Source organism: Acetobacter indonesiensis (assembly GCF_000963945.1).
GTDB classification, from domain to species: domain Bacteria; phylum Pseudomonadota; class Alphaproteobacteria; order Acetobacterales; family Acetobacteraceae; genus Acetobacter; species Acetobacter indonesiensis.
The window spans coordinates 181,600-203,514 of the sequence record NZ_BAMW01000007.1 but is presented as its reverse complement, the minus strand read 5'-3'; the positions used below and the strand labels follow the sequence as shown (position 1 = coordinate 203,514).

The following is a 21,915-nucleotide window of genomic DNA, read 5'->3' as shown; positions in this document are numbered from 1 at the left end:
TTCTTTACAGCAGCAGGTTACGAACCAGATTAAAGTGGAATTGCTCTAAAAGAAACTCTCATTGTTCCCATATTGGCAAGGAACGCCGTTTAGTGAACGCCCGCACAAAGGAGATTATTACTTCTTCCCGACAGGACCATCAGTCCAGTTTTGTTCTACAGAACGTTGTCTTCCCGAAGGTGTAATCGCTCATTCCTGAAGATATTTATTTCAGAACGCACAATGAAAAAGTTGAATTATCTCGGCCGAACCAGAAATCCTTTATTTTAAGGAGGAAGGCCGCGCATCTTTTGACACATATTTCAACGGCATTACCGTCGAACGCTGACGAGAATTGTGTTCTATTTTGGGGTCGAAGGCCTTGAAGATGGACATCTTTTAGGCGATAGAATTGTTACAGAACAAAAGTTATTACGCGCTGTTAATCTAACCGTTGTCATTACCGATTTTAACCGCAAACCCTATTTGCTTCCGTCCCAGCAAAAGCTCTCCAATGCATTGCAGGCTGCCTCAACTTGGGCTGATCGCTTAAGTGTGGTTGTCGCAGATAACTCACAAACCGTAACGGATGATGAAGCATGTGGCGCGAAGGTTATTCCTAATCTTAATTTAGGGGGCTCTGGTGGTTTCACCCGCGGCCTGCTATACGCAAAAGACAACCACTACACGCACTGTCTGTTCATGGATGATATAATTTCATATCAAAAATATCTATGGAAGGTGAAGACATATCCATACCACGGAGTGAAAAAGGAATCAGCTTTTACGATGTAATGAGTTTTTTGGGTTATTCTCTAAGGTAAATGAGTAAGCTATTTTATAGAACAACCATTTAATTGTTGCATCTCAAGCGTGATATACCCCCCCCCGATGAATTTAACAATTTTTTATTCAGGAGCAGATCGATAAAAATGGAAACTTATGAATTTAGTAATATTCCTTTAGAAAATTGCGAAGGCGTATTAATCGATCTTGACGATACTTTATATTCTTATGATGAACGGCATAATTTCGCCATAGAGAAAGTTCATTCGGAAATTTTTACTTCTGTTCCGAAAGATATTTTTTTTAAAAAATATCGGGATGCTCGTAATTTAGTTACTGCCCGACTTGCACCACAAGGACCATGCCGGTCGCGGCTTTTGGCGTTCTTACATATATATGAGAGCAATGACGTCGTAGCTTCTTATCAACGCGCCTATGAAGCAGACGCCTTGTATTGGGATAGCTTTATACAGGATATGCGGCTAGCCCCCGAAGCCGACCTATTTTTAACACGCTGTGCAAATGCAAACATACCAGTTTGCGTAGTAAGTGACATGACTACCCATATCCAAATTCGGAAGCTTGAAAAGTTGGGGCTTTTGGAAAAAATTCAGTATCTTGTCACCTCAGAAGAAGTCGGCGCAGAAAAACCGGATCCAAAAATGTTTCTCGCTGGCATGGAAAAGCTTGGAATAACTACTCCAAGTAAAACCCTTATGATTGGGGACAGCTATAGTAAAGATGTTTTAGGCGCGGAAAGCTTAGGCATTCCAGCATATCTAATTTCCTTGAAGAACAAATAAATGCTGTCTGGATTCTCACAAAAAAACGTACAACACTTGATCCGTTTTCTTTTTGTTGGCGGAGTTTGCACTGTTTTTAACTATGTAATTTTTTATTTTTTAATGAAAAATGGCATACAATACCAAATAGCGTCTTCAATTGGTTTTCTTTCCGGCGTCGCTATTGGTTTTCCGCTTAATAAAAAATGGACTTATCAAAGTGAATCGTCAATAAGCTCATTCCTTCTCTATAAATATGCCTTAGTCTACCTAATTTCTCTCGTTGTTAATTTTTTTACTCTTTTTATCTTGGTAGGAAAACTCAATATAGACCCCCAAATTGCAAATTTCATTTCAATAATAATAACAACAATAACCAACTTTCTTGGCACAAAAATCTGGGTTTTCCAGAAATAAACAGGGTATGATGACTATGTGGAAAACCTTCTGGTTTGATATCAATGGCAATCCCAAGCTAAAAGATATTTTACATAATCCTATATTCTGGGTTGTTGCATTATTAAAAGTTTTTTGTGGTGCTTTTTTAGCTTCAAATTATTTTAGTGATTTATTTTTTCCTTTTTTTGAGTATTTCAGTTCTCACCCTCTTCAAAATCCTTATGAGATTTTCTGGCAGTCTGGAAACACACGCGCCTTTCCCTATCCAGCCGTCATGTTATATTCGATGGTAGCATTACGGTTTTTGTTAATCCCCTTTGGGATAGAAAACTGGCCAGTTTTCGCAAAGTTTTTTATATACCATATTCCTTTATTTATAGCTGATTTTGCTATACTCGCCGTATTTGTGCGTTGGCTTTACGGTCGTACCAATCGTATTATAATTTTGCTTTGGTCTTCACCTGTACTTTTTTATATTAGCTATGTACATGGTCAACTTGATGTTCTCCCCATTGCATTTCTGACAATATCCCTTCACTTTTTGTTTAAAGATCGACTTCATGCCTCAGCTATTTTTCTTGGATTAGGCTGTGCCTGTAAAACACACTTATTACTAATTGCGCCATTTTTCCTTGTGTATATTTGGAGGAAAAATGAGAAAACAAAAGATTTATTTAATTATTTTTTAATAAGTATAGCAGCATTTTTAATACCAAATTTACCGTTCATATTTAGCCCCGCCTTTCAGCATATGGTCTTTCTAAACGCTGAACAGCAGAAAATTGGACTCGCGTCTCTTAAACTTTTATCAAACGGACCAGATTTTTATCTAATACCAGCATCTTATATGCTTCTTTTATTTTATGCTCTTTGCATCAAGATACAAAATCGCGATGTTTTCCTTATGTTTCTTGGCTTTACTTTTGGTATTCTTCTCCTTTTTATCCCCCCTATGCAAGGGTGGTATTTCTGGGTCATTCCTTTTTTAGTTTACTTTTTTGCCCGAGCTTCTTTAACGCAATCTCTTTTGTTTGTATTTTTACAGGTATCATATTTCTTATATTTTAGCTTGGGAGCATCCTCGGACTATCGTCAGGTATTGCACTTGGTCTTTCCTGAATTTTCTGCAGGGCCAAATTTATATACGTTTTTATCAAATAGAAATTTTAATGCGCCTTTATTCGAAAACGTCGCTTTTACAGCTATGCAAACGCTCCTTATCGCGAACTGTGCGTGGATATACTGGCGGGGGATCAAAGGGCTTCAATATAATAAATTGAGTTCTCATGCCTTTTTAATCGGCATAGCTGGAGATTCTGGAAGCGGCAAATCTACATTGACCAAGAATTTAGAACAGCTATTTACGCCACTTTATATGGCGGCCCTTTGTGGCGACGATATGCACAAATGGCAACGAGGTCACGCAAAATGGCAGGAATACACGCACCTTAACCCTAAAGGTAACGAGCTGCATAAAGAGATGCATTACATTGCAGCGATGCGGCAGCACGTTACAATATATAGACGCCATTATGACCACAACACCGGCAAGTTTACTGATGCTATCGCCATTCCGCCTAAACCATTAATGGTCATGGAAGGTCTTCATACCTTTTTTCTGAAACCTGCCCGCGAAATGCTGGATCTGAAAATTTTCATGCGTCCAGATGACAACTTACTTTTACACTGGAAAATCCAACGCGACATCGTCAAGCGTGGCTATAGCAAAGAGCAAGTGATTGCTTCAGTAGCCGCCCGACAAGCAGATGCTGAAAACTACGTGAAGGTACAGGCTAACACGGCGGATATTGTGTTTTCTTTCTTACCCTTGGTTCCTTTTGGCGACAACTTGGGCGAACTCAATTACACACCCGAGGTATCTCTCAGAGTTATGCTCGCCAACCGATTTTACCTTGATCCAATGCTGGATGATATTTCTGAACTATACCCGGACACGGTGAAGCACTATTACAGTGGCGATAACTGGCAGGTGATAGAGTTTGATCACCCCATCACGTTGGATGAAATTGAACAAATTGGAGAAAAGCATGTCTCAGGCCTCCAGGACTTCGGGCTTTATGCCCCCGCCTGGTGTGGCGGATGGGAAGGGCTCCTGCAACTCATCGTCGCCTATACCATCTTCCATGACAGCACCCGATTCCCAGAATTTTGATCTGATCAGACTAGCGGAAATCTCCAGACAACTTGGTCAAAACAAAGCATTTGTACAAGGCGGTGGTGGCAACACCTCCGTCAAAGATTCAAATGGCAAGATGTGGATAAAAGCATCTGGAGTTGAACTGGCTAATGTACAAGCTCAAGACGGCTTCGTTTGCGTTGACTATACCTCTATCTGTCAGAAATTAGCCACTTGTAAAAATGAATCAGAGTATACCAACCTCATAGTTTCTTCCATTCAAAGTAATGGAAAAGAAATAAAACCTCTGCGGCCATCTATTGAAACAGGGTTTCATGCTTTATTAGGCCTATCCGTACTTCATAGTCATTCTGTAATTGCTAACCTTCTTACATGTTCTCACGAAGGTGCTACTATTTATAGCAATCTTTTGCCCGAAGCCATTTGGGTGGATTACGCCTCTCCTGGTTTACCAGTCACTCATTCGGTCATGCACAATATTCAACCTGAAAGAAGCCACGAACAAGCGGCCATTTTCCTCCTGCAAAATCATGGAATTATTGTTGCCGCTGCTACACCAGATGCTGCATGGCAAGCACATGAAGACGCGAATAAAAAAATACGGGATCACTTTAACTTAGACAAAATAGACTTGGCTCTCCCCCCCATGATGCTGGCGGACAAAGAGCATCTCCTATTCCCTGACCAAGCTGTCTATTTAAGCAGTAATGACTTGCGCACATCCAAAGCAGGCCATGAAACACAACAAGCTTACAACTATTTACGTTGCACGATGGATAGCTTGGGCCTTCATCCCCATTACCTACCGCCCGATGAAGCCGATTTTCTGTTAAATATGGAAGCAGAAAAATACAGACAGAAGGTCACCAAAGCATGAAAAACTGGCAACTTATTATTCCTATGTCTGGACTTGGCTCTCGCTTTGCACGAGCGGGCTATGCTGATCCCAAGCCACTTATTCCAGTAAGCGGCAGACCCATCATTGAATGGGTTTTGCGTATGTTTCCGGGAGTAGAAGATCCACTTTTCATATGCAGACGTGAGCACATAGAAACAACGCCTATGCTCGCAATACTGAAAAGCCTTAAACCCAACGGGAAAATTGCAGTTATAGAAGGCGCAAAGCTAGGGCCAGTTGATGCACTGCTTAAAGCACAGGATTCAATTCCTGATGATAGACCCGCCCTTGTCAGTTACTGTGATTATTATATGCATTGGAACTACATAGCCTTTAAAGGGGCTATGGAAGCAGTAGATGCCGCAGGGGCTGTGCCTTGTTACACTGGCTTTCATCCACATCTTATGCCCGCAAAAAATTTATACGCTTGCTGTAAAGTTGATGGCGAAGATCGTATGTTGGAAATTCGAGAAAAGCATAGTTTTGAAATAGATAAAACACAAGCACGGCACTCTCCAGGAGTATATTATTTTAAATCAGGGGAATTTCTAAAAAAATATGGGCATCGGCTTATGGATAAAGAAGATTCTCTTGGTGGTGAGTATTACGCAAGTATGATTTTCAATCATTTAATTTCTGATGATCTACCTGTGTATGCGCCGGCCAATGTTAATCATTTTTGCCAGTGGGGCACGCCCGAAGACATGGATGAGTATCTTTACTGGACAAAAATTGCTGCGAGGGTTGCAGAATGAACATTCTTATTCCTATGGCCGGAGCCGGAAGCCGTTTTAGTCAGGAAGGCTACACTCAACATAAGCCAGTTATCCCAACAACCTTACGACGGACGGGCCAAAAAGCCCCTATGGTTGTTGCTGCGGTAGAAGATTTGCCCGTAGACCCACAAGAATCTAACAATAACATTACCTTTGTTGTACGTGATTTTCATATTTCTGATGGTGTTACCAAAACCATTTCTAAATACTATAACAAAGCACAATATGTCAGTGTAAACCAATTAACACAGGGACAAGCATCTACCTGCCTTCTGGCACGAGATTATATTAACACACCCGAACCGCTTATGATCGCTGCCTGCGATAACGGGATGGATTTAGACACTACAGAATTTAAAAAAGTAGCTGATAAAGCAGACGCTCTTATTTTCACCTTTCGCAATAATGAAGCCGTTTGTGCTAAACCTGAAGCTTACGGATGGGTGCAAACCGAAGGTACCAAAGCATTAGGTGTGTCTATAAAAAAGCCTCTTAGTGATAATCCCACACAAGATCATGCTGTCGTTGGCACTTTCTGGTTTCGGCATGGATCAGATTTTGTAGATGCTGCAGAAACTATGATTGCAGCAAATGATCGTATCAATGACGAATTCTATGTTGATCAGGTCTTTAAATATTTAATAAATTCTGGCCTTAACGTACATATATTCGAAATAGACCGTTACCTATGTTGGGGAACGCCGAATGATTACGAGTTGTACGAAAATACAATCGAATATTGGAGAAATTTCTTAGTAGAGGAAAAAAAGAGATGACTACTCTTTCTATTGTTATTCCTTGCTATAACGAGGCAGGGAATATTCCTCTTATTTTCCAGCGTTTAAGAGAAACATTAGGACATAGACAAGACGTTGAAGTCTTGCTGGTAGATAATGGATCAAAAGATTCTTCGGTTTCTGTTTTTCAGCAAGAGACCGAAAAATGGAAAGATGATCGCTTTAAAATCGTTAGTGTCCCCATTAACCAAGGGTATGGCTATGGCATTACACAAGGGCTAAGTAACGCAAAAGGCGATATTCTGGCTTGGACACATGCCGACATGCAGACTGATCCAAAAGACGTTTTGATTGCTTTTGATCTTTACTGCTCTTTACCAGCAGGTAATTATCTTATTAAAGGTAAACGCCGCAACCGTAAATTGCTTGAGGCAGTTTTTACTTTTGGTATGCAGCTTATAGCATCTATGGCTCTTAAAGTTAAACTGGACGATATCAACGCTCAGCCCAAACTTTTTTCTCGGTCTTTTTACGAGAAATTCTTGCGTTTTGATGCGCCCAAAGATTTTTCGCTTGATCTGTATCTCCTTTACCAAGCACGCCGAAATCATATTGAGATTATCAACATACCTGTTGATTTTTCGAAAAGACATTCTGGCGAAGCAAAGGGCGGAGGAAGCTTTAAAACACGCATAAAGCTTATCCGTCGTACTTTTTCTTACATTTTTGATTTACGCCGCAGCTTAAAAATAAAGGAAAAAACAATATGATAATTGTTGATCATAGACGTAACGAAATAAAACAAATACATGAAACTAAAAAGCAATTTGGGGCAGAAATTGATTTACGGAATCATGGTGACAATATTCTTGTGACGCATGATCCGTTTATAACGGATGCTCCCTCACTTGAAGAATGGTTAACACATTTTGATCACAGCTTTCTAATAGCCAATGTGAAGGAGGAAGGTTTAGAAGACCGCCTTCTGTCAATTTTAAAGAAACACAATGTGGAAAACTATTTCATCTTGGATGAAAGCTTTCCCTTTATTCGAAAATATGCACTAAAAGGCATATCAAACTTTGCTTTACGTGTGTCCGAATTCGAAGATTATCGCACAGCTCTTGCTCTTGCTCACTCTCTAAAAGACGTAGGGCAGAATGTTGATTGGATATGGGCGGATAGTTTTACTGGAGAACCTCTGCAACCAGATACAGCAAAAGCCCTTCGGGATGTGGGCTTTAAAATTTGCGCTGTGTCCCCTGAATTGCATCATGTAGCCGCACCAGACACTTGGGAAGAAAGGGTGTCGCTCTTCCAGCACAAACTGCAAGAGCCTACATTTCTTGCAAGCCGCCCAGACATGGTCTGTTCTAAGCTTGTTGAGAAATGGGAGCATTGGGCAAATATAAATGTTTAGGAAAAGCATCTTGAGCAATTTCACTTTAATCTGGAGGGTTCTAAAAAGCCCATGGTTTTGTGAGCGTGCCTGTGATTCTATGCTTCCTGTGGTGATTAATAGTGAAGCCGCCGGGTTTCTTTGATGTTGAAGAGCGGCTTGCTCGTTTGAGTGGGCTTGGCGATCAGCTTGAAGTTTTTTCCCAAACTGTGGATTTTGAGGTGTTCCGCCCTTTGATGCGGTTCTGATGTTCAAAATCCTGGTGATCCAGGTGCTGAACAATCTCTCCGACGAGCGGACGGAATACCTGATCAACGACCGCCTGTCTTTTTATGCGTTTCCTTGGTCTGGGGCTGTCGGACCGGGTACCGGATGCCAAAACGGTCTAGCTCTTTCGCGAGCGTCTGACACGGGCGGGTGCGATCAATGGTTGTTCAATCGCTTTGACGTAACCCTGCGAAATGCTGGTTATCTCCCAATGTCAGGCCAGATCCTGGACGCTACATTGGTGGCTGCTCTAAAGCAGCGCAATACCAACGCCGAGAAGGTGGATCTGCGCGAAGGACGGATCCCACAGGATTAGCAGGACAAGCAGACAAAGCTTTCGCACAAGGATCGTCAGGCACGATGGACATTGAAGTTTACGAAAGCGAAGCGGCATGATGACGGGATGGTCTCCGCAATGGATCTGGCTATTCCGTTCTTTGGCTACAAATCCCACGTCTCCATCGACTGGAAGTTTCGGCTAATCCGAAAATGGAAAACAAAGGGTGCTGCCGCCAATGATGGCGCCAGATTGCGCGAAGGCCTGTTGGAGAAAACCAATACAGCATCAACAGTCTGGGCCGACACGGCCTATCGGTCAAAAGCCAATGAAGCCTTAATGGAAAAGCACGGCTTTGTCTCAAAATTTCACAGAAAGAAGCCACATCTCAAGCCGATACTCCAGCATATCCAGCGATCCAATGCCGGGAAATCCGTCATCCGGTCCCGTGTCGAACATGTTTTTGCTGATCAGAAATCATAGATGGGATTGTTCGTCAGGACAGTAGGCATCACCCGTGCCACTATGAGAATCGGGCTAGCCAATATCGTCTACAACATGCGCCGCTTTATCTCCCTGGAGCGGATTAGTGCGATTGCGTAGCAGATCAGCGGGCGCAATATCCCCTCACGGATCAAAACGCAGAGAAAAAGTTACACTGACAACTATCAATCAAAACGTCATAGTCCTGGAATCAGGAAGCAGGAGTTCAAAAAAACGGTTCTTCGATCCCTCCAAGTTATTAGATGAAATTAATATCGCCAAAGCCATTTTCCTTGAATATAAAGTGTTTGTCCAATATGTATAAACTAAAATATATATACTCTTATTGAGGTAATGGAATTATTATGATTAATAATTCAAATGTTTTTTTGGATAAAAAAATAGAGAATAGTATATCCTATCACGCTGAGAAGCTTACGGTTGTTGTTCCGTGTTACAATGAGCAGGATGTCTTGCAACAAGCAGCGGCGACTCTTGAAAAGCAGCTTGATGCGATGATCGAGGCTGGACTGGTGGCCGCAGAAAGCTGCATTTTGTTTGTGGATGATGGAAGTCGTGATGATACATGGCGGCTGATTACTGAATTGGCAGGCTCTTCCCCGATGGTGCAGGGGCTAAAGCTTTCGCGGAATGTGGGGCATCAAAATGCACTCCTTGCCGGTCTGGCGCATGTAAAGGATGGTCCGTGTATCAGCATTGATGCTGACCTTCAGGATGACGTTTTGACGATGTCCTGTATGGTTGAACACTACCGGCAGGGGTGTCAGGTTGTATATGGCATTCGGCAGGATCGTGCGACAGATACCCTTTTCAAACGTAATTCTGCGTACCTTTTTTATAAGGTGATGGCATTACTGGGTGTCGAGACCATAGAAAATCACGCAGATTTTCGGTTGTTAGGCTCTGCAGCGCGGAAGGCAGTTCTGTCTTTCACGGAAGAAAATTTATACCTTCGCGGTATTGTTCCTTTGGTCGGATTTAAAACGGCGTCTGTTTATTATGCCCGCAAGCCCCGTGCGGCAGGAGAGTCTAAATATCCCTTATTGAAAATGCTGGCTTTGGCTGCGCGGGGCATAACCTCTTTTTCTGTGGTGCCACTGCGGATGATTGCTGTCTTGGGGGTGGCGGTTTTCCTGTTCGGGATTTTGCACAGTATATGGAGTGTTATTGATAAGCTGTTTTTCCAACCCGCAGTCGGGTGGGCTTCTCTGAGTTCGCTGATCTGCATCATCGGCGGGTTACAGATGTTGGCGCTGGGCGTTGTGGGCGAATATATCGGCTGCATTTATACCGAAGTAAAACGGCGGCCACGTTATTTTGTTGAGCAAACACTCTAACGCCAGTTCCGTTTACTTAGCTTAGGTATGATGTGGGTGAGGCGTTATGTTATTTTGCGCCTTGACGTGACCGGGTTCCGGCCTCATTCCTCCGACCATGCGAGTTGCTGCCATTCTTCTGGCTGCCGGGACAGGCAGCCGTTACGCCGCTACCAGCGGGTCTGAAACGCCAAAGCAGTATGTGCTGTTGGCTGGCCTGCCGGTGATCCGTCACGCTGCGGAGGCCTTGATGCCGCATGTGACCTGTCTCCAACCAGTCGGGCATCCTGACTCCCTGCGTGATGCGTTGGATGGGCTTGAAACGCTGCCACCTGTCGCAGGTGGGGAAACGCGACAGGCCAGCGTGCGTGCCGGACTGGAAGCCCTGGACGCTCTGCCAGATGACCAGAAGCCTGATCTTGTGCTGGTGCATGATGGGGCCCGCCCGTATGTGACGGCGACACTTGTGCAGAATGTTATTGCGGCTTTGGCTGACCATCCAGGCGCAATACCGGCCGTGCCGGTGGCGGATACGCTCAAGCGCGAAGAAAGCGGCGTCATTGCTGGAACAGTACCGCGAGATCATCTCTATCGCGCCCAGACACCACAAGGCTTCCGCTTTGGCCTGTTCCGGGATCTTCATCGTTCGGCCTCCTCACTTAGTGCAACCGACGATGCCAAATTGCTGGAAGATGCAGGATTTAGCGTGGCGCTTGTGCGTGGCGACGAAGACAATATCAAGCTGACTTATGAGGATGATCTCGTGCGTCTTGAAAGACTGATTGGCCCGACTCTGCTGCCGCGTGTGGGATTGGGGTATGATGTGCACGCTTTTGAAGAAGGGCGTCCGCTTATTCTGTGTGGTATTACTGTGCCCCACACCAAAGGTCTGGCTGGCCATTCAGATGCCGATGTTGGCATTCATGCGTTGTGCGATGCCATTTACGGTGCGCTGGCTGAAGGCGATATTGGTCGCCATTTTCCGCCCAGTCAGAATGAATGGAAAGACGCTGACAGCGCCCGTTTTTTGGTGCATGCAGGCCAGCGTATCCGCGAACGCGGTGGTATGCTGATCAATGCTGACCTGACTTTGATTTGTGAAAGGCCCAAGATTGGCCCTCATGCAGAAGCCATGCGTCAGCGTCTGGCAGATCTGTTGCAGGTTGAAATGGGCCGTATTTCTGTCAAGGCAACGACGTCTGAACGGCTGGGCTTTACCGGGCGTGAAGAGGGGATTGCCTGCACGGCTGCTGTCTCTGTGCTGGTTCCCTGACACATTCGGCATTGTTTTTTGCGTGTGTAAGGAGAGACGTCGCCCGTAAGGGATGACGTCTTTTTTCCGGGCTTGCTGTCGCCCGTGTTTTGCTTGAAGTGTGGCAGGCAAAAAGTTATGACAGCAATGATCTGGACGGGAATGGGTGTCTGAAACCATTGGGAAACAGCAGTTTATGCTGGTCCGCCGTGCCAGAACGTTTCGGATATAAAAGATTGATTCATGGGTGGAAAAACGCTATTTCTGCCTAAATCATAGGCAATATGGAAAAGATGGTGCAGACGCAACCGTTAGTGCAGCCAATTGACTTGGGCAGAGGCATTCGTATCGAAACGCCGGTTATTCTGGCACCTATGTCTGGTGTCACGGATCTCCCGTTCCGGCAGCTTGCTCGCAAATTGGGTGCCGGGTTAGTTGTGTCAGAAATGATCGCGTCATGGGCGATGGTGCGTGAAAACGATACGACACTGCGTATGGCCGAAGTGGCGGATGCCGGCGGCCCCAATGCAGTGCAGCTTGCCGGGTGTGACCCGGATGCCATGGCAGAAGCCGCCCGTATTGCTGTCGGCCGGGGTGCCGACATGATTGACATCAATTTTGGCTGCCCAGTGAAAAAAGTTGCTGTCGGTCAGATGGCCGGTTCCGCCCTGATGCGGGATGAAGTGGCCGCAGGACGTCTGCTTGAAGCAACGGTTAATGCCGTTGATGTGCCCGTTACCTTGAAAATGCGCATGGGTTGGGACCATCAGCATCTGAATGCGCCTGTTCTTGCCCGGATTGCGCAGCAGGCCGGTATTCGTATGATTACGGTGCACGGGCGTACCCGCCAGCAGTTTTATAATGGCACGGCAGACTGGGCGTTTGTTCGCACGGTTAAAGATGCTGTTGACCTGCCGGTGATTGTAAATGGCGATATTCTGACCATTGAAGATGCCAAGACTGCCCTAGCCCAATCTGGGGCAGATGGGGTGATGATCGGGCGTGGTTGTTATGGTCGTCCTTGGTTCTTGGCGCAGGTGGCGCAGGCTCTGCGGACCGGCAAAAACGTACCGGACCCGGATTTGATGACGGAAAAAGCCATTGTGCTGGAGCATTACGACATGATGCTGCGTCATTTTGGTGAGCGTCCGGGCCTCCGGTTGGCCCGCAAGCATGTCTCCTGGTATTCCGCAGGTCTGCCGAGTTCCGCAGGGTTTCGGGCGGCGTTTAACAAAGTTGATAACGCACTGGACGCCATTGGCATGATCTCTGACTTCTATGATCAGCAGATTGCCGCCTGTGCCATGCGGGAACCTCGGGCCTCGCGCCATGCTGATGCAGCCGAACAGGCTGAAGCCTGCGCTGCGTGATCAGGTCTGTATGAAAGCCGGCACCACCCCAGAAACAGACTCACGGTCAGATCCCGGTATTCTTCTGGATGGTCTGCCTGTGCCCGTGCTGGAATTGGGGGCAGATGACAGTATCCGCTTTGCCAATTCGGCAGCGGAAGAGTTTTTCGCCATGTCACGTCATCAACTGTGTCATGGTGGCCTGAAAGACCTTGTGCCGGAAGATCATCCTCTGTTTTTGCTGGTGCAGCATCTGCGCCGGGAAGGGGGGAGCGTGACAGAGCATGAACTGGTCTTCAGCAATCCACGCTTTCACCGGGAAGGGGTAACGGTTCAGGGGGCTGACGTGCCAGACTGTCCCGGTTCCATTTTGTTGACCGTTCATGATTCGTCCACGGCGCGCACGCTTGACCGTCAGATGTCTTTTCGGTCAGCCGCGCGCAGTGTGTCCGGGATGGCGGCCATGTTGGCGCACGAAGTGCGAAACCCTCTCTCTGGCATAAAAGGGGCAGCCCAGATTCTGGAAAATGCGGTGTCTGACCAGGACCGCGAACTGGCCACGCTGATCTGTGATGAAGTTGACCGGATTGATGCTCTGGTTGAGCGCATGGGCATGTTCGGTGAAGCGCCGACGGATTATCGATCCCTGAATATTCATCGTGTGCTTGAGCATGTGAAACTGCTGGCCAGTCAAGGGTTTGCCGCGGGTATTCGTATTGTCGAACGGTATGATCCATCCCTGCCGCATGTGTGGGGCGACCGCGATCAACTGGTTCAGGTGTTGCTCAATCTGGTGAAAAACGCCGCCGAAGCTATCCGCGAGACGGAAAAACCGGGAGAAATTACGCTGGCAACCAGCTATCGCCCCGGTATCCGTATGGCGGTGCCCGGAACCACCCAGTGGCGTCACTTGCCCTTGGTGGTGACAGTGCGGGATACCGGGCCGGGCATTTCAGAAACCATACGGCCGCATCTTTTCGAACCATTCCTCAGCACGAAAATGAGCGGCAGCGGCTTGGGTCTGGCTCTGGTTGGTAAAATTATGGACGACCATGGGGGGGTGATTGAAGTGGAAAGCCGCCCCGGCCGAACCGAGATCAGCCTGTATCTGCCCGTTGTTGCTGAAGACGCTGTTTCGTCCTGAAAACTCCTCTTGTTGCTCTGTTCTCAACTGATTTTATTTTTCTGAAGTGATTCCCAGCCATGACGCCGTTGCCCACAATTCTTGTTGCCGATGATGATCGTTCTATCAGGACCGTGTTGGGGCAGGCGTTGGGGCGTGCGGGCTATCAGGTTCAATCAACCCCGAATGCTGCAACTCTTTGGCAATGGGTGGAAGAAGGAGAGGGTGATCTTGTCATTACCGATGTGATCATGCCCGATGGCAGCGGGCTTGATCTGATTCCCCGTATCCGACAGGCACGCCCGGATTTGCGCATTATTGTCATGAGCGCGCAATCCAATCTGATGACAGCCGTCAAAGCGACACAGCGTGGCGCTTTTGAATATCTGGCCAAACCGTTTGACCTGAAAGAATTACTGAACGTCGTTGGCCGAGCTTTGGCTGCGCCCGCGCAGGATATAGAAAAACCGGCATCAAGCGCCAGCCCCGAAGAACGACTGCCGCTGATTGGTCAATCTGTCGTGATGCAGGGAATTTATCGCAGCATCGCCCGCCTGACGACGTCTGATCTGACGGTCATGATCAGTGGTGAGAGCGGGACCGGCAAGGAACTGGTGGCCCGCGCGCTGCACGAATATGGTCGTCGGCGAGGGGGACCGTTTATTGCTGTGAATATGGCGGCCATTCCGCGCGACCAGATTGAAAGTGAACTGTTCGGGCAGGAGCGTACGGTCGGGGGGCGGAGCCCCGGTCGGTTTGAACAGGCCGCAGGTGGCACCCTGTTTCTGGATGAAATTGGCGATATGCCGCCGGAAGCTCAGACGCGCCTGTTACGTGTGTTACAGGATGGCGAATTCACAACCGTAGGCGGGCGTGCACCCATTCGGGCGGATGTGCGAATTATTGCTGCCACACATCGTGATCTTCGGCAGGCCATCCGGGCCGGTACGTTCCGCGAGGATCTGTATTACAGACTGAACGTGGTGCCCGTTCGCCTGCCGCCCTTGCGGGAGAGGCTGGAAGATATTCCCTTGCTGGCACGTCATTTTCTGGCGCAATGCCGGGATGCTGGCGGCCCATCGAAAGTGCTGGATGAATCTGCTATTGCGCGCCTGCAATCCTGGCGATGGCCGGGCAACGTGCGCGAACTCGAAAATCTGATTCGACGCATTGTCGCGCTCTATCCGCAGGAAACCATTGGTAGCGATCTGATTGATGCCGAACTGGCGGAACCACTGGCCAATGAAGCCGTAACCGAGCAGGCTGCGGTTGAAGAGCCATTGTCTGATTCCGTATCCCGTCACATCATGCGGTATCTGGTGGCAGGCAGGGAAGGGATGCCTTTGCATGATCTGTATGCGCGTGTGATTGCAGAGGTTGAACGCCCCCTCATTCAAATGACGCTTGCTGAAACCCGTGGAAACCAGATCAAGGCGGCCTCCATGCTTGGGCTTAACCGTAACACCCTGCGCAAGAAAATTCGCGAACTGGAAATACCGGTTGTGCGTGGCGTGGTCTGACCCGCGCGTATGAAGCGTCTTTTCTCCAGCTTCAAGCAGCTGCTTTCCCGCACACGGCTGCACTGGCTGCTCCGCTCGTTGGAGCGGAAAAGTGTTGCGCTAACGCTGGCCACGCTGGCTCTTTGCCTTGGGTTTGCAACCTTTGTGGTGCTGTCAGGCGGAATGTCGTTCGGGCATTATGCCCTGATTGAACCGCTTGTCCTTCTGGCAAACAGTCTTGTTCTTGGTCTTCTGCTTCTGGCGTTGGTCATGCGTGTTGGCCCGATGTTGGCCGAGCACCGTAAAGGGCTTGCGGGGGCCCGGCTGCATGTCCGGCTGGTTACGCTGTTTGGCGTTGTGGCTGTTGCACCCACTCTGGTGGTGGGGGCATTTGCTACGCTGTTTTTCCATTATGGGATTCAGATCTGGTTTGCAGACCGAGTGAATACGGCGCTGACCGAAGCGCTGGAGGCATCACGTGGATATCTGACCGAACATAACGCCAATATCCGCACCGATGCCTTTTCTATGGCAAACTACATTACCAGTGCTGAAAATGAACTGGCTGCCAGTGGCATGAACCTGTTGCAGGATCATGAAGCACTGGGGCAGATGCTTGACAGTCAGGCCACCATGCGCGGCCTGACCGAAGCGCTGGTGTATGATCCTATCACCAACAAGGTTGTGGCGGCTGGTGGCTTGATGAGCCGTACCGGCTACATGCAGGATCTGCCCCCCCCAGCCGCGACCATGATGGCCCGGACAAACGACGTCGCCATTCTTGATTCGCCTGACGAGCGGCAGGTGCGGGCGGTTGTTGAACTCTCCCAGACCCCGGCGCTGATGTTGGTGATTACCCGACTGGTTGATCCGACCATTCTGGAACACATGCACCGTACCGAAAACGTTGTGGCGGATTACAAACGCCTTAATGACAACAAGGCGAAGATTCAGTTTACGTTTGTCATGATTTTTGCGCTGGTTGCGTTGCTTGTTTTGGCGGCCGCAGCGTTGATTGGGCTGGCGCTTGCCAACCAGATAGCCAAACCGCTGGGCCTGTTGATTCTGGCTGCCCGGCGCATCAGTGAGGGCGATCTGGGGGTGCATGTTCCCGAAGCCAAACGTGATGATGAAGTCACCAGCCTGTCACGCGCGTTTAACCGCATGACGGAACAGCTTGCCAGCCAGCGCTCAGAACTGATGGCCGCGTATGGACAGATTAACGAACGCCGTCGTTTTACCGAAGCCGTGCTGTCAGGCGTTTCTGCCGGGGTGATCGGTCTGGATGTTGAGCAACGGATCGAACTACCAAATAGGGCTGCGTGCGTTCTGCTGCAAACAGACCTGATGGATGCGATTGGCGAACAATTATCGGTGCGGGTGCCGGATTTTGCCGAGATTCTGGCTGAAGCCCGCGCCATGCCTGATCAGGTTGTCACACGGGAAGTGCAGACGGGACCGGTCGCGAACCGTCGGATGTTGCTGGTGCGCGTGGGCGCGGAACTTCGTGGCACGGTGACGGAGGGCTATGTCATTACGTTTGATGACATCACAGCCCTGCAACTGGCACAGCGCAAGGCCGCATGGGCGGATGTTGCCCGCCGTATTGCGCATGAAATCAAAAACCCGCTGACCCCGATTCAGTTGGCGGCAGAACGGCTCAAGCGGCGCTTTCTGCGAGAAATCACGTCTGACCCGGAAACATTCGCCCAATGTGCGGATACCATTGTGCGGCAGGTTGGGGACATTGGGCGCATGGTGGATGAATTTTCCGCTTTTGCCCGTATGCCGCAGCCCGTCATGACAAAAGAGGATCTTTCCCGCATTGTTCGGGAAGTTCTGGTGTTGCAACGGAATGCTCACCCGGAAATTATGTACCATGTTGACCTGCCAGACCGGGGGCCGGTGGTGCGGTGTGACAGGCGGTTAATCAGCCAGGCATTGATAAACCTGTTACAGAATGCAGCAGATGCCATTGCCATGACGGCAAAACAGGGTGATGTTGACAATCATGGCCTAAACATGGCCGGCGCGATATGGATTGCCCTGCGAGAGGAGAATGACGAGGTCGAGATTTCTGTTGCGGATAATGGTGTGGGCCTGCCGTCAGATGACCGGCACCGCCTTACGGAACCATACGTGACGCATAAGGCCAAAGGCACCGGACTGGGGTTGGCCATTGTGAAGAAAATCATGGAAGACCATGGAGGGGCGGTGCGTCTGGAAGACAGGGCGGAGGAGACAGGGACTGTGGCTATTCTGATGTTGCCGATGAAAGACGACCATGGCGCATGAAATCCTGATTGTTGATGATGAGCCTGATATTCGGATGCTCATTGAGGGCATTCTGGAAGATGAAGGGTACGAAACGCGTGTTGCCGGTAATTCTGATGCCGCAATAGGGGCGTTCCGGGCCCGCAGGCCGTCTCTGGTCATTCTGGATGTCTGGCTTCAGGGGTCAAAGCTTGATGGGCTTGGGATTCTGAAGGTTTTGCACGCTGAAGAGCCGTCCGTTCCGGTTATCATGATTTCGGGCCACGGCACGATTGAAACCGCCGTAGCCGCCCTGCAGCATGGTGCGTACGACTTCATTGAAAAGCCGTTTCAGTCTGATCGCCTGCTGGTTGTGGTGCGTCGTGCGCTTGAAGCGTCCCGCCTTGCCAAGGAAAATGAGGAACTACGCCTGCGGGCCGGGCAGGATGCCGAACTGTTTGGCAATAGTCCGCTGATTGCCGCCGTGCGAACGCAGATTGAGCGTGTCGCACCCACAGGGTCGCGCGTGCTGATTACAGGTGGTCCCGGTTCTGGCAAGGAAGTTGCTGCGCGGATGATTCACGCGCGGTCCCGCCGTAACGATGGCCCGTTTGTTGCCCTGAACTGCGCCATTCTTGCACCCGGCCGGTTTGAGGAAGAACTCTTCGGCCTTGAAGGGGCTGCTGATGGTACTGGCCGTCGCACAGGTGTTTTGGAACGTGCCCATGGCGGCACCCTGTTGCTGGATGAAGTGGCGGATATGCCGCTTGAAACGCAGGGCAAGATTGTTCGCGCCTTGCAGGATCAGACGTTTGAGCGCCTGGGTGGGTCCACGCGGGTAAAGGTGGATGTGCGCGTTCTGGCGACCACAAACCGTGACTTGCAAGCCGAGATCATGGCTGGGCGGTTCAGGGAAGATTTGTACTATCGCCTTGCGGTTGTGCCATTGCGGGTGCCGGGCTTGCGTGAAAGACGGGATGATATACCTGGTCTGGCTGCGTTGTTCTTACGCCGTGCAGCCGAAATGGCGGGGCTGCCCAAACGTGATCTTTCAGCTGATGCTGTTGCTGCATTGCAAGCCTATGACTGGCCAGGTAACGCACGTGAACTGCGCAACCTGATGGAACGGGTGCTGATTATGCTGCCCGCCAATTCGGTTGAACCCATCCGCGCGGACATGCTGCCATCAACCATTGGTGAGGGCGCACCCGCGCTGCTGAAATTTGATGCATCAGCAGATGTCATGAGCCTGCCCCTGCGTGAGGCACGGGATATGTTCGAAACCCAGTATTTGCAGGCCCAATTGCTGCGGTTTGGTGGGAATATCAGCCGCACAGCCATATTTGTTGGCATGGAACGCAGTGCATTGCATCGCAAACTGAAACAGCTTGGTGTAACATCGGAAGAACGCGGGGCGGGCTAAGGCGTTGGCAACAGATGTTGCGAATGTTTTCCGGCTTTAACAAAAAACGAGAATAGGGCCTCACACAGTGGAAAAGGAAACCGGGTATAACGTGCAGGATGCTTTTTTGAGCCAGATTCGCCGCTCACGTGCGTCTGTTACGGTGTTTTTGGTAAACGGCGTTAAATTGCAGGGTAATATTACGTGGTTCGATGATACGACCGTTCTGCTGAAGCGGGACGAGCATACACAGCTTATTTACAAGCATGCCATCAGCACGGTCATGCCCTCCATACCGGTCAATATATTTGAAACTCCGGCGTCTGGTGCGCCGGTTGATAGAGAAGCAACTCTTGGCGACGACTTTATCTGACACAAAACCTTCCGCTACACGCGGTGCTGTTATCCTGCCGTGGGAAAAAACGGCCCATGATCAGGATATCCGTGCGGCGGAAGCACGACTTGAAGAAGCGGTTGGTCTGGCTGCCTCAATCGGGCTGGTTATTGTCCGGCAGGCAGTTTTGCTGGTACGGGCCAAACGATCCTCTACCCTGTTGGGAAGCGGACAGGTCGATTCACTCAAGATTGCCGTTCAGGCCGATAAAATTGATGTTCTGGTGGTTGATGCCCGGCTGACACCGGGGCAGCAGCGCAATCTGGAAAAAGAATTTGGCTGCAAGGTGATAGACCGTACCGGCCTTATTCTTGATATCTTCGGCGCCCGCGCAGCTACCAAAGAAGGTACGCTTCAGGTCGAACTGGCGCATCTGGAATATCAACGGTCCCGGCTTGTGCGGCTCTGGACTCACCTTGAACGCCAGCGTGGGGGCTTCGGCTTTCTGGGTGGCCCAGGTGAAACGCAGATTGAAGCTGACCGCCGTATGATTGGTGATCGCATTGTCCGGCTGAAAAAAGAGCTGGAGCAAGTGCGTCGTACGCGTGGGCTGCATCGTCAGGCGCGCAAACGGGTACCGTTTCCTGTCGTAGCACTGGTTGGTTACACAAATGCTGGGAAGTCAACGCTGTTCAACGCATTGACCGGCGCAACAGTGTACGCACAGGACCAGTTGTTCGCTACTCTTGACCCGACCATGCGGGCCATAACGCTTCCGTCCGGACGACGCATTATCCTGTCTGACACAGTGGGCTTCATTAGTGATCTGCCGACTGAACTGATTGCTGCCTTCCGGGCCACGCTGGAAGAAGTAGCCGAAGCGGACATTATTCTGCATGTGCGTGACATTGCGCACCCTGATAGTGCCGCCCAGAAAAAAGACGTGTTTGGTGTGCTGCATGATATGGCGCGCGACAACATGATTGAAGACGATTGGTCTAGCCGCATGATTGAGGTCATGAACAAAGCCGATCTTCTGGGTGGGCCGGATGCTGTGCCACAAACGGCTGATACCGTCGCAATTTCCGCTATTACGGGCGAAGGTCTCCCTGCATTGCTGGATGTGATTGATCGCCGGATCACATCGTCTATGGAGGAAGTGCGGTATTGCATGGCTCTGTCAGATGGGGCGGCTTCGGCATGGCTTTATCAGCATGGGGAAGTTATTGGCCGGGATGATGGGGAAGAAAATACCACCATTTCAGTGCGTCTGTTGGCGGAAGACCGGGCACGGTTTGAAAGTCTTTTCAAGCATGTTGCACCACTGATTGCCTGAACTCTTGCTCTGAATGATGCGTAAAAAACGGCTAGCCTTCATCAGGTTAGCCGTTTTTTTGTAAGGGGTCGTTCTATCAGAAAATGCGCGCAGTCAGGCGGATTGCTTCAGGTTACAAAGCGACTGGGAAGGACTTTCCGCGAAACACGAAACAGCGTTTCCCTTAACCAGCGGTGAATAGGGTCTGTGTCATGCCGCGGGTGCCATGCCTGAAAAGCGACCACATAAGGAAGTGGTAACGGGAATTCAAACTTTGCCAGTCCCAACGCATCAAGGGAAACATGATCCAGAACCAGACCGGGCAGGGGAAGAATCAGGTCTGTGTCTTTCATACTTTCAATCATGGCGTGATAATTTGGCACGACCATAACAACACGACGTTCAAGCCCGTGCAGATCTCTGAGTTGTGTATCAATTGGTCCCCGCGCGCGTCCCCTACGTGAGACACTGATATAGTCGTAATGCGTCATGTTTTGCGGTGTAATGCCTTCCGCAAAAATGGGATGATCCTTGCGAACAAGCGCCTGCATCGTGTCACGAAATATGGTTTGCCGCCGGATTTCTGGCTTCATGGCGTCTGTCGCGCCAATGTAAAGATCAACGCTGTTTTGACGAAGCGGGTCACTGGCAGGATCATCAATTTCGGGCGCAAAAGTCAGGTCACATTGCGGGCAATCTTCGCGCAAGGCACGAAGTAGCGGCAGGCCGAGCGTTGCTACAATCAGATCATTCGCCCGAATGGTGAAGCTGGGGCGCATATTGCGCAAATCTGCCAATGCCTGCGTTTCAATCAGACTGTCGGCAGCCCGCACAACGCCCTGAACACGTTCCAGAATACCGAGTGCGAAAGAGGACGCTGTCATGCTGCGGCCCGACTGCACCAGAATGGGGTCACTGAAAACGCCCCGCAATTTGGCCAGATGGCGGCTCATTGCAGGTTCACTGACTTTCAGACGTCTGGCCGCCGCTGAAACGCTTTCTTCCTCAACCAGAACCTGAAGATATCGGAGCAGATCGAGATCATATCCACGCATGCTTCCAGTTTTAGGCGTCGCTGAGCGCAGGCACCATCTTTTATTCTTCCAAAAA

19 protein-coding genes and 1 pseudogene are annotated in these 21,915 nt (G+C 49.3%); 19 read left to right on the top strand and 1 reads right to left on the bottom strand.

What is annotated here, in order from left to right; translation table 11 throughout:
* Positions 1-336 precede the first annotated feature (336 nt).
* The 19 genes and pseudogenes from Abin_RS03795 to hflX all read left to right on the top strand — a co-directional run bounded on the left by Abin_RS03795 (position 337) and on the right by hflX (position 20,826).
* The gene (locus tag Abin_RS03795) at positions 337-774 is read left to right on the top strand and encodes a glycosyltransferase family 2 protein (protein ID WP_048845012.1); all 438 of its coding nucleotides are present in this window, start codon (positions 337-339) and stop codon (positions 772-774) included.
* A 137-nt stretch (positions 775-911) separates the two neighbouring features.
* On the top strand, positions 912-1,568 hold the full coding sequence (locus Abin_RS03790) for an HAD family hydrolase (protein WP_048845011.1): 657 nt from the start codon (positions 912-914) through the stop codon (positions 1,566-1,568).
* A complete protein-coding gene (locus tag Abin_RS16145; RefSeq protein WP_048845010.1) occupies positions 1,569-1,964 on the top strand; it encodes a GtrA family protein in 396 nt (131 codons plus the stop codon).
* A 16-nt stretch (positions 1,965-1,980) separates the two neighbouring features.
* Positions 1,981-4,119: a hypothetical protein gene (locus Abin_RS03780; RefSeq protein ID WP_158319886.1), complete on the top strand. Its 2,139-nt coding sequence runs from the start codon at positions 1,981-1,983 to the stop codon at positions 4,117-4,119.
* The gene (locus Abin_RS03775) at positions 4,091-4,981 is read left to right on the top strand and encodes a class II aldolase/adducin family protein (RefSeq protein ID WP_048845008.1); all 891 of its coding nucleotides are present in this window, start codon (positions 4,091-4,093) and stop codon (positions 4,979-4,981) included. Before Abin_RS03780 ends, Abin_RS03775 begins: the two co-directional genes overlap by 29 nt.
* The gene (locus tag Abin_RS03770) at positions 4,978-5,757 is read left to right on the top strand and encodes a glycosyltransferase family 2 protein (protein ID WP_048845007.1); all 780 of its coding nucleotides are present in this window, start codon (positions 4,978-4,980) and stop codon (positions 5,755-5,757) included. The genes Abin_RS03775 and Abin_RS03770 overlap by 4 nt, the downstream gene beginning before the upstream one ends.
* The gene (locus Abin_RS03765) at positions 5,754-6,554 is read left to right on the top strand and encodes a glycosyltransferase family protein (RefSeq protein ID WP_048845006.1); all 801 of its coding nucleotides are present in this window, start codon (positions 5,754-5,756) and stop codon (positions 6,552-6,554) included. The genes Abin_RS03770 and Abin_RS03765 overlap by 4 nt, the downstream gene beginning before the upstream one ends.
* Positions 6,551-7,285, top strand: a complete 735-nt coding sequence (locus Abin_RS03760; RefSeq protein ID WP_048845005.1) for a glycosyltransferase family 2 protein — start codon at positions 6,551-6,553, stop codon at positions 7,283-7,285. The genes Abin_RS03765 and Abin_RS03760 overlap by 4 nt, the downstream gene beginning before the upstream one ends.
* On the top strand, positions 7,282-7,935 hold the full coding sequence (locus Abin_RS03755) for a PI-PLC domain-containing protein (protein ID WP_048845004.1): 654 nt from the start codon (positions 7,282-7,284) through the stop codon (positions 7,933-7,935). The genes Abin_RS03760 and Abin_RS03755 overlap by 4 nt, the downstream gene beginning before the upstream one ends.
* Positions 7,936-8,036: 101 nt before the next feature.
* Positions 8,037-9,061, top strand: a pseudogene (locus tag Abin_RS03750) (IS5 family transposase).
* A gap of 245 nt (positions 9,062-9,306) precedes the next feature.
* Positions 9,307-10,299 (top strand): glycosyltransferase family 2 protein, encoded by a 993-nt coding sequence (locus Abin_RS03745; RefSeq protein ID WP_084593438.1) that lies wholly within the window; start codon positions 9,307-9,309, stop codon positions 10,297-10,299.
* Between the two features lie 97 nt (positions 10,300-10,396).
* Entirely contained in the window at positions 10,397-11,551 is a 1,155-nt protein-coding gene (ispF, locus tag Abin_RS03740) for a 2-C-methyl-D-erythritol 2,4-cyclodiphosphate synthase (RefSeq protein ID WP_048845003.1), read from the top strand.
* Positions 11,552-11,826: 275 nt separating this feature from the next.
* The gene (gene dusB / locus Abin_RS03735) at positions 11,827-12,900 is read left to right on the top strand and encodes a tRNA dihydrouridine synthase DusB (protein ID WP_146867644.1); all 1,074 of its coding nucleotides are present in this window, start codon (positions 11,827-11,829) and stop codon (positions 12,898-12,900) included.
* Positions 12,901-12,910: 10 nt separating this feature from the next.
* On the top strand, positions 12,911-14,023 hold the full coding sequence (locus tag Abin_RS03730; protein WP_048845044.1) for a two-component system sensor histidine kinase NtrB: 1,113 nt from the start codon (positions 12,911-12,913) through the stop codon (positions 14,021-14,023).
* A gap of 59 nt (positions 14,024-14,082) precedes the next feature.
* Entirely contained in the window at positions 14,083-15,522 is a 1,440-nt protein-coding gene (gene ntrC, locus Abin_RS03725; RefSeq protein WP_048845001.1) for a nitrogen regulation protein NR(I), read from the top strand.
* Positions 15,523-15,531: 9 nt separating this feature from the next.
* Positions 15,532-17,796, top strand: coding sequence for a sensor histidine kinase NtrY-like (locus Abin_RS03720; protein ID WP_048845000.1), 2,265 nt, complete (start codon positions 15,532-15,534; stop codon positions 17,794-17,796).
* Positions 17,786-19,177: a nitrogen assimilation response regulator NtrX gene (gene ntrX / locus Abin_RS03715; RefSeq protein WP_048844999.1), complete on the top strand. Its 1,392-nt coding sequence runs from the start codon at positions 17,786-17,788 to the stop codon at positions 19,175-19,177. The genes Abin_RS03720 and ntrX overlap by 11 nt, the downstream gene beginning before the upstream one ends.
* A 67-nt stretch (positions 19,178-19,244) precedes the next feature.
* Positions 19,245-19,529, top strand: a complete 285-nt coding sequence (hfq, locus tag Abin_RS03710) for an RNA chaperone Hfq (RefSeq protein ID WP_048844998.1) — start codon at positions 19,245-19,247, stop codon at positions 19,527-19,529.
* On the top strand, positions 19,510-20,826 hold the full coding sequence (gene hflX / locus Abin_RS03705; RefSeq protein ID WP_048844997.1) for a GTPase HflX: 1,317 nt from the start codon (positions 19,510-19,512) through the stop codon (positions 20,824-20,826). The genes hfq and hflX overlap by 20 nt, the downstream gene beginning before the upstream one ends.
* A 107-nt stretch (positions 20,827-20,933) precedes the next feature.
* On the opposite strand, the gene Abin_RS03700 is transcribed toward hflX, so the two are convergent.
* On the bottom strand, positions 20,934-21,860 hold the full coding sequence (locus Abin_RS03700) for a LysR family transcriptional regulator (protein WP_048844996.1): 927 nt from the start codon (positions 21,858-21,860) through the stop codon (positions 20,934-20,936).
* Between the last annotated feature and the right edge of the window lie 55 nt (positions 21,861-21,915).

What these genes read in the sequence shown, in the direction of transcription:
- Abin_RS03720 (WP_048845000.1), top strand. Translation starts at nt 15,532, where the DNA reads ATGAAGCGTCTTTTCTCCAGCTTCAAGCAGCTGCTTTCCCGCACACGG.
- Abin_RS03745 (WP_084593438.1), top strand. Translation starts at nt 9,307, where the DNA reads ATGATTAATAATTCAAATGTTTTTTTGGATAAAAAAATAGAGAATAGT.
- ntrC (WP_048845001.1), top strand. Translation starts at nt 14,083, where the DNA reads ATGACGCCGTTGCCCACAATTCTTGTTGCCGATGATGATCGTTCTATC.
- ntrX (WP_048844999.1), top strand. Translation starts at nt 17,786, where the DNA reads ATGGCGCATGAAATCCTGATTGTTGATGATGAGCCTGATATTCGGATG.
- Abin_RS03700 (WP_048844996.1), bottom strand. Translation starts at nt 21,860, where the DNA reads ATGCGTGGATATGATCTCGATCTGCTCCGATATCTTCAGGTTCTGGTT.
- Abin_RS03770 (WP_048845007.1), top strand. Translation starts at nt 4,978, where the DNA reads ATGAAAAACTGGCAACTTATTATTCCTATGTCTGGACTTGGCTCTCGC.
- Abin_RS03760 (WP_048845005.1), top strand. Translation starts at nt 6,551, where the DNA reads ATGACTACTCTTTCTATTGTTATTCCTTGCTATAACGAGGCAGGGAAT.
- Abin_RS03755 (WP_048845004.1), top strand. Translation starts at nt 7,282, where the DNA reads ATGATAATTGTTGATCATAGACGTAACGAAATAAAACAAATACATGAA.
- ispF (WP_048845003.1), top strand. Translation starts at nt 10,397, where the DNA reads ATGCGAGTTGCTGCCATTCTTCTGGCTGCCGGGACAGGCAGCCGTTAC.
- Abin_RS03730 (WP_048845044.1), top strand. Translation starts at nt 12,911, where the DNA reads ATGAAAGCCGGCACCACCCCAGAAACAGACTCACGGTCAGATCCCGGT.
- Abin_RS16145 (WP_048845010.1), top strand. Translation starts at nt 1,569, where the DNA reads ATGCTGTCTGGATTCTCACAAAAAAACGTACAACACTTGATCCGTTTT.
- Abin_RS03775 (WP_048845008.1), top strand. Translation starts at nt 4,091, where the DNA reads ATGACAGCACCCGATTCCCAGAATTTTGATCTGATCAGACTAGCGGAA.
- Abin_RS03765 (WP_048845006.1), top strand. Translation starts at nt 5,754, where the DNA reads ATGAACATTCTTATTCCTATGGCCGGAGCCGGAAGCCGTTTTAGTCAG.
- Abin_RS03780 (WP_158319886.1), top strand. Translation starts at nt 1,981, where the DNA reads ATGTGGAAAACCTTCTGGTTTGATATCAATGGCAATCCCAAGCTAAAA.
- Abin_RS03790 (WP_048845011.1), top strand. Translation starts at nt 912, where the DNA reads ATGGAAACTTATGAATTTAGTAATATTCCTTTAGAAAATTGCGAAGGC.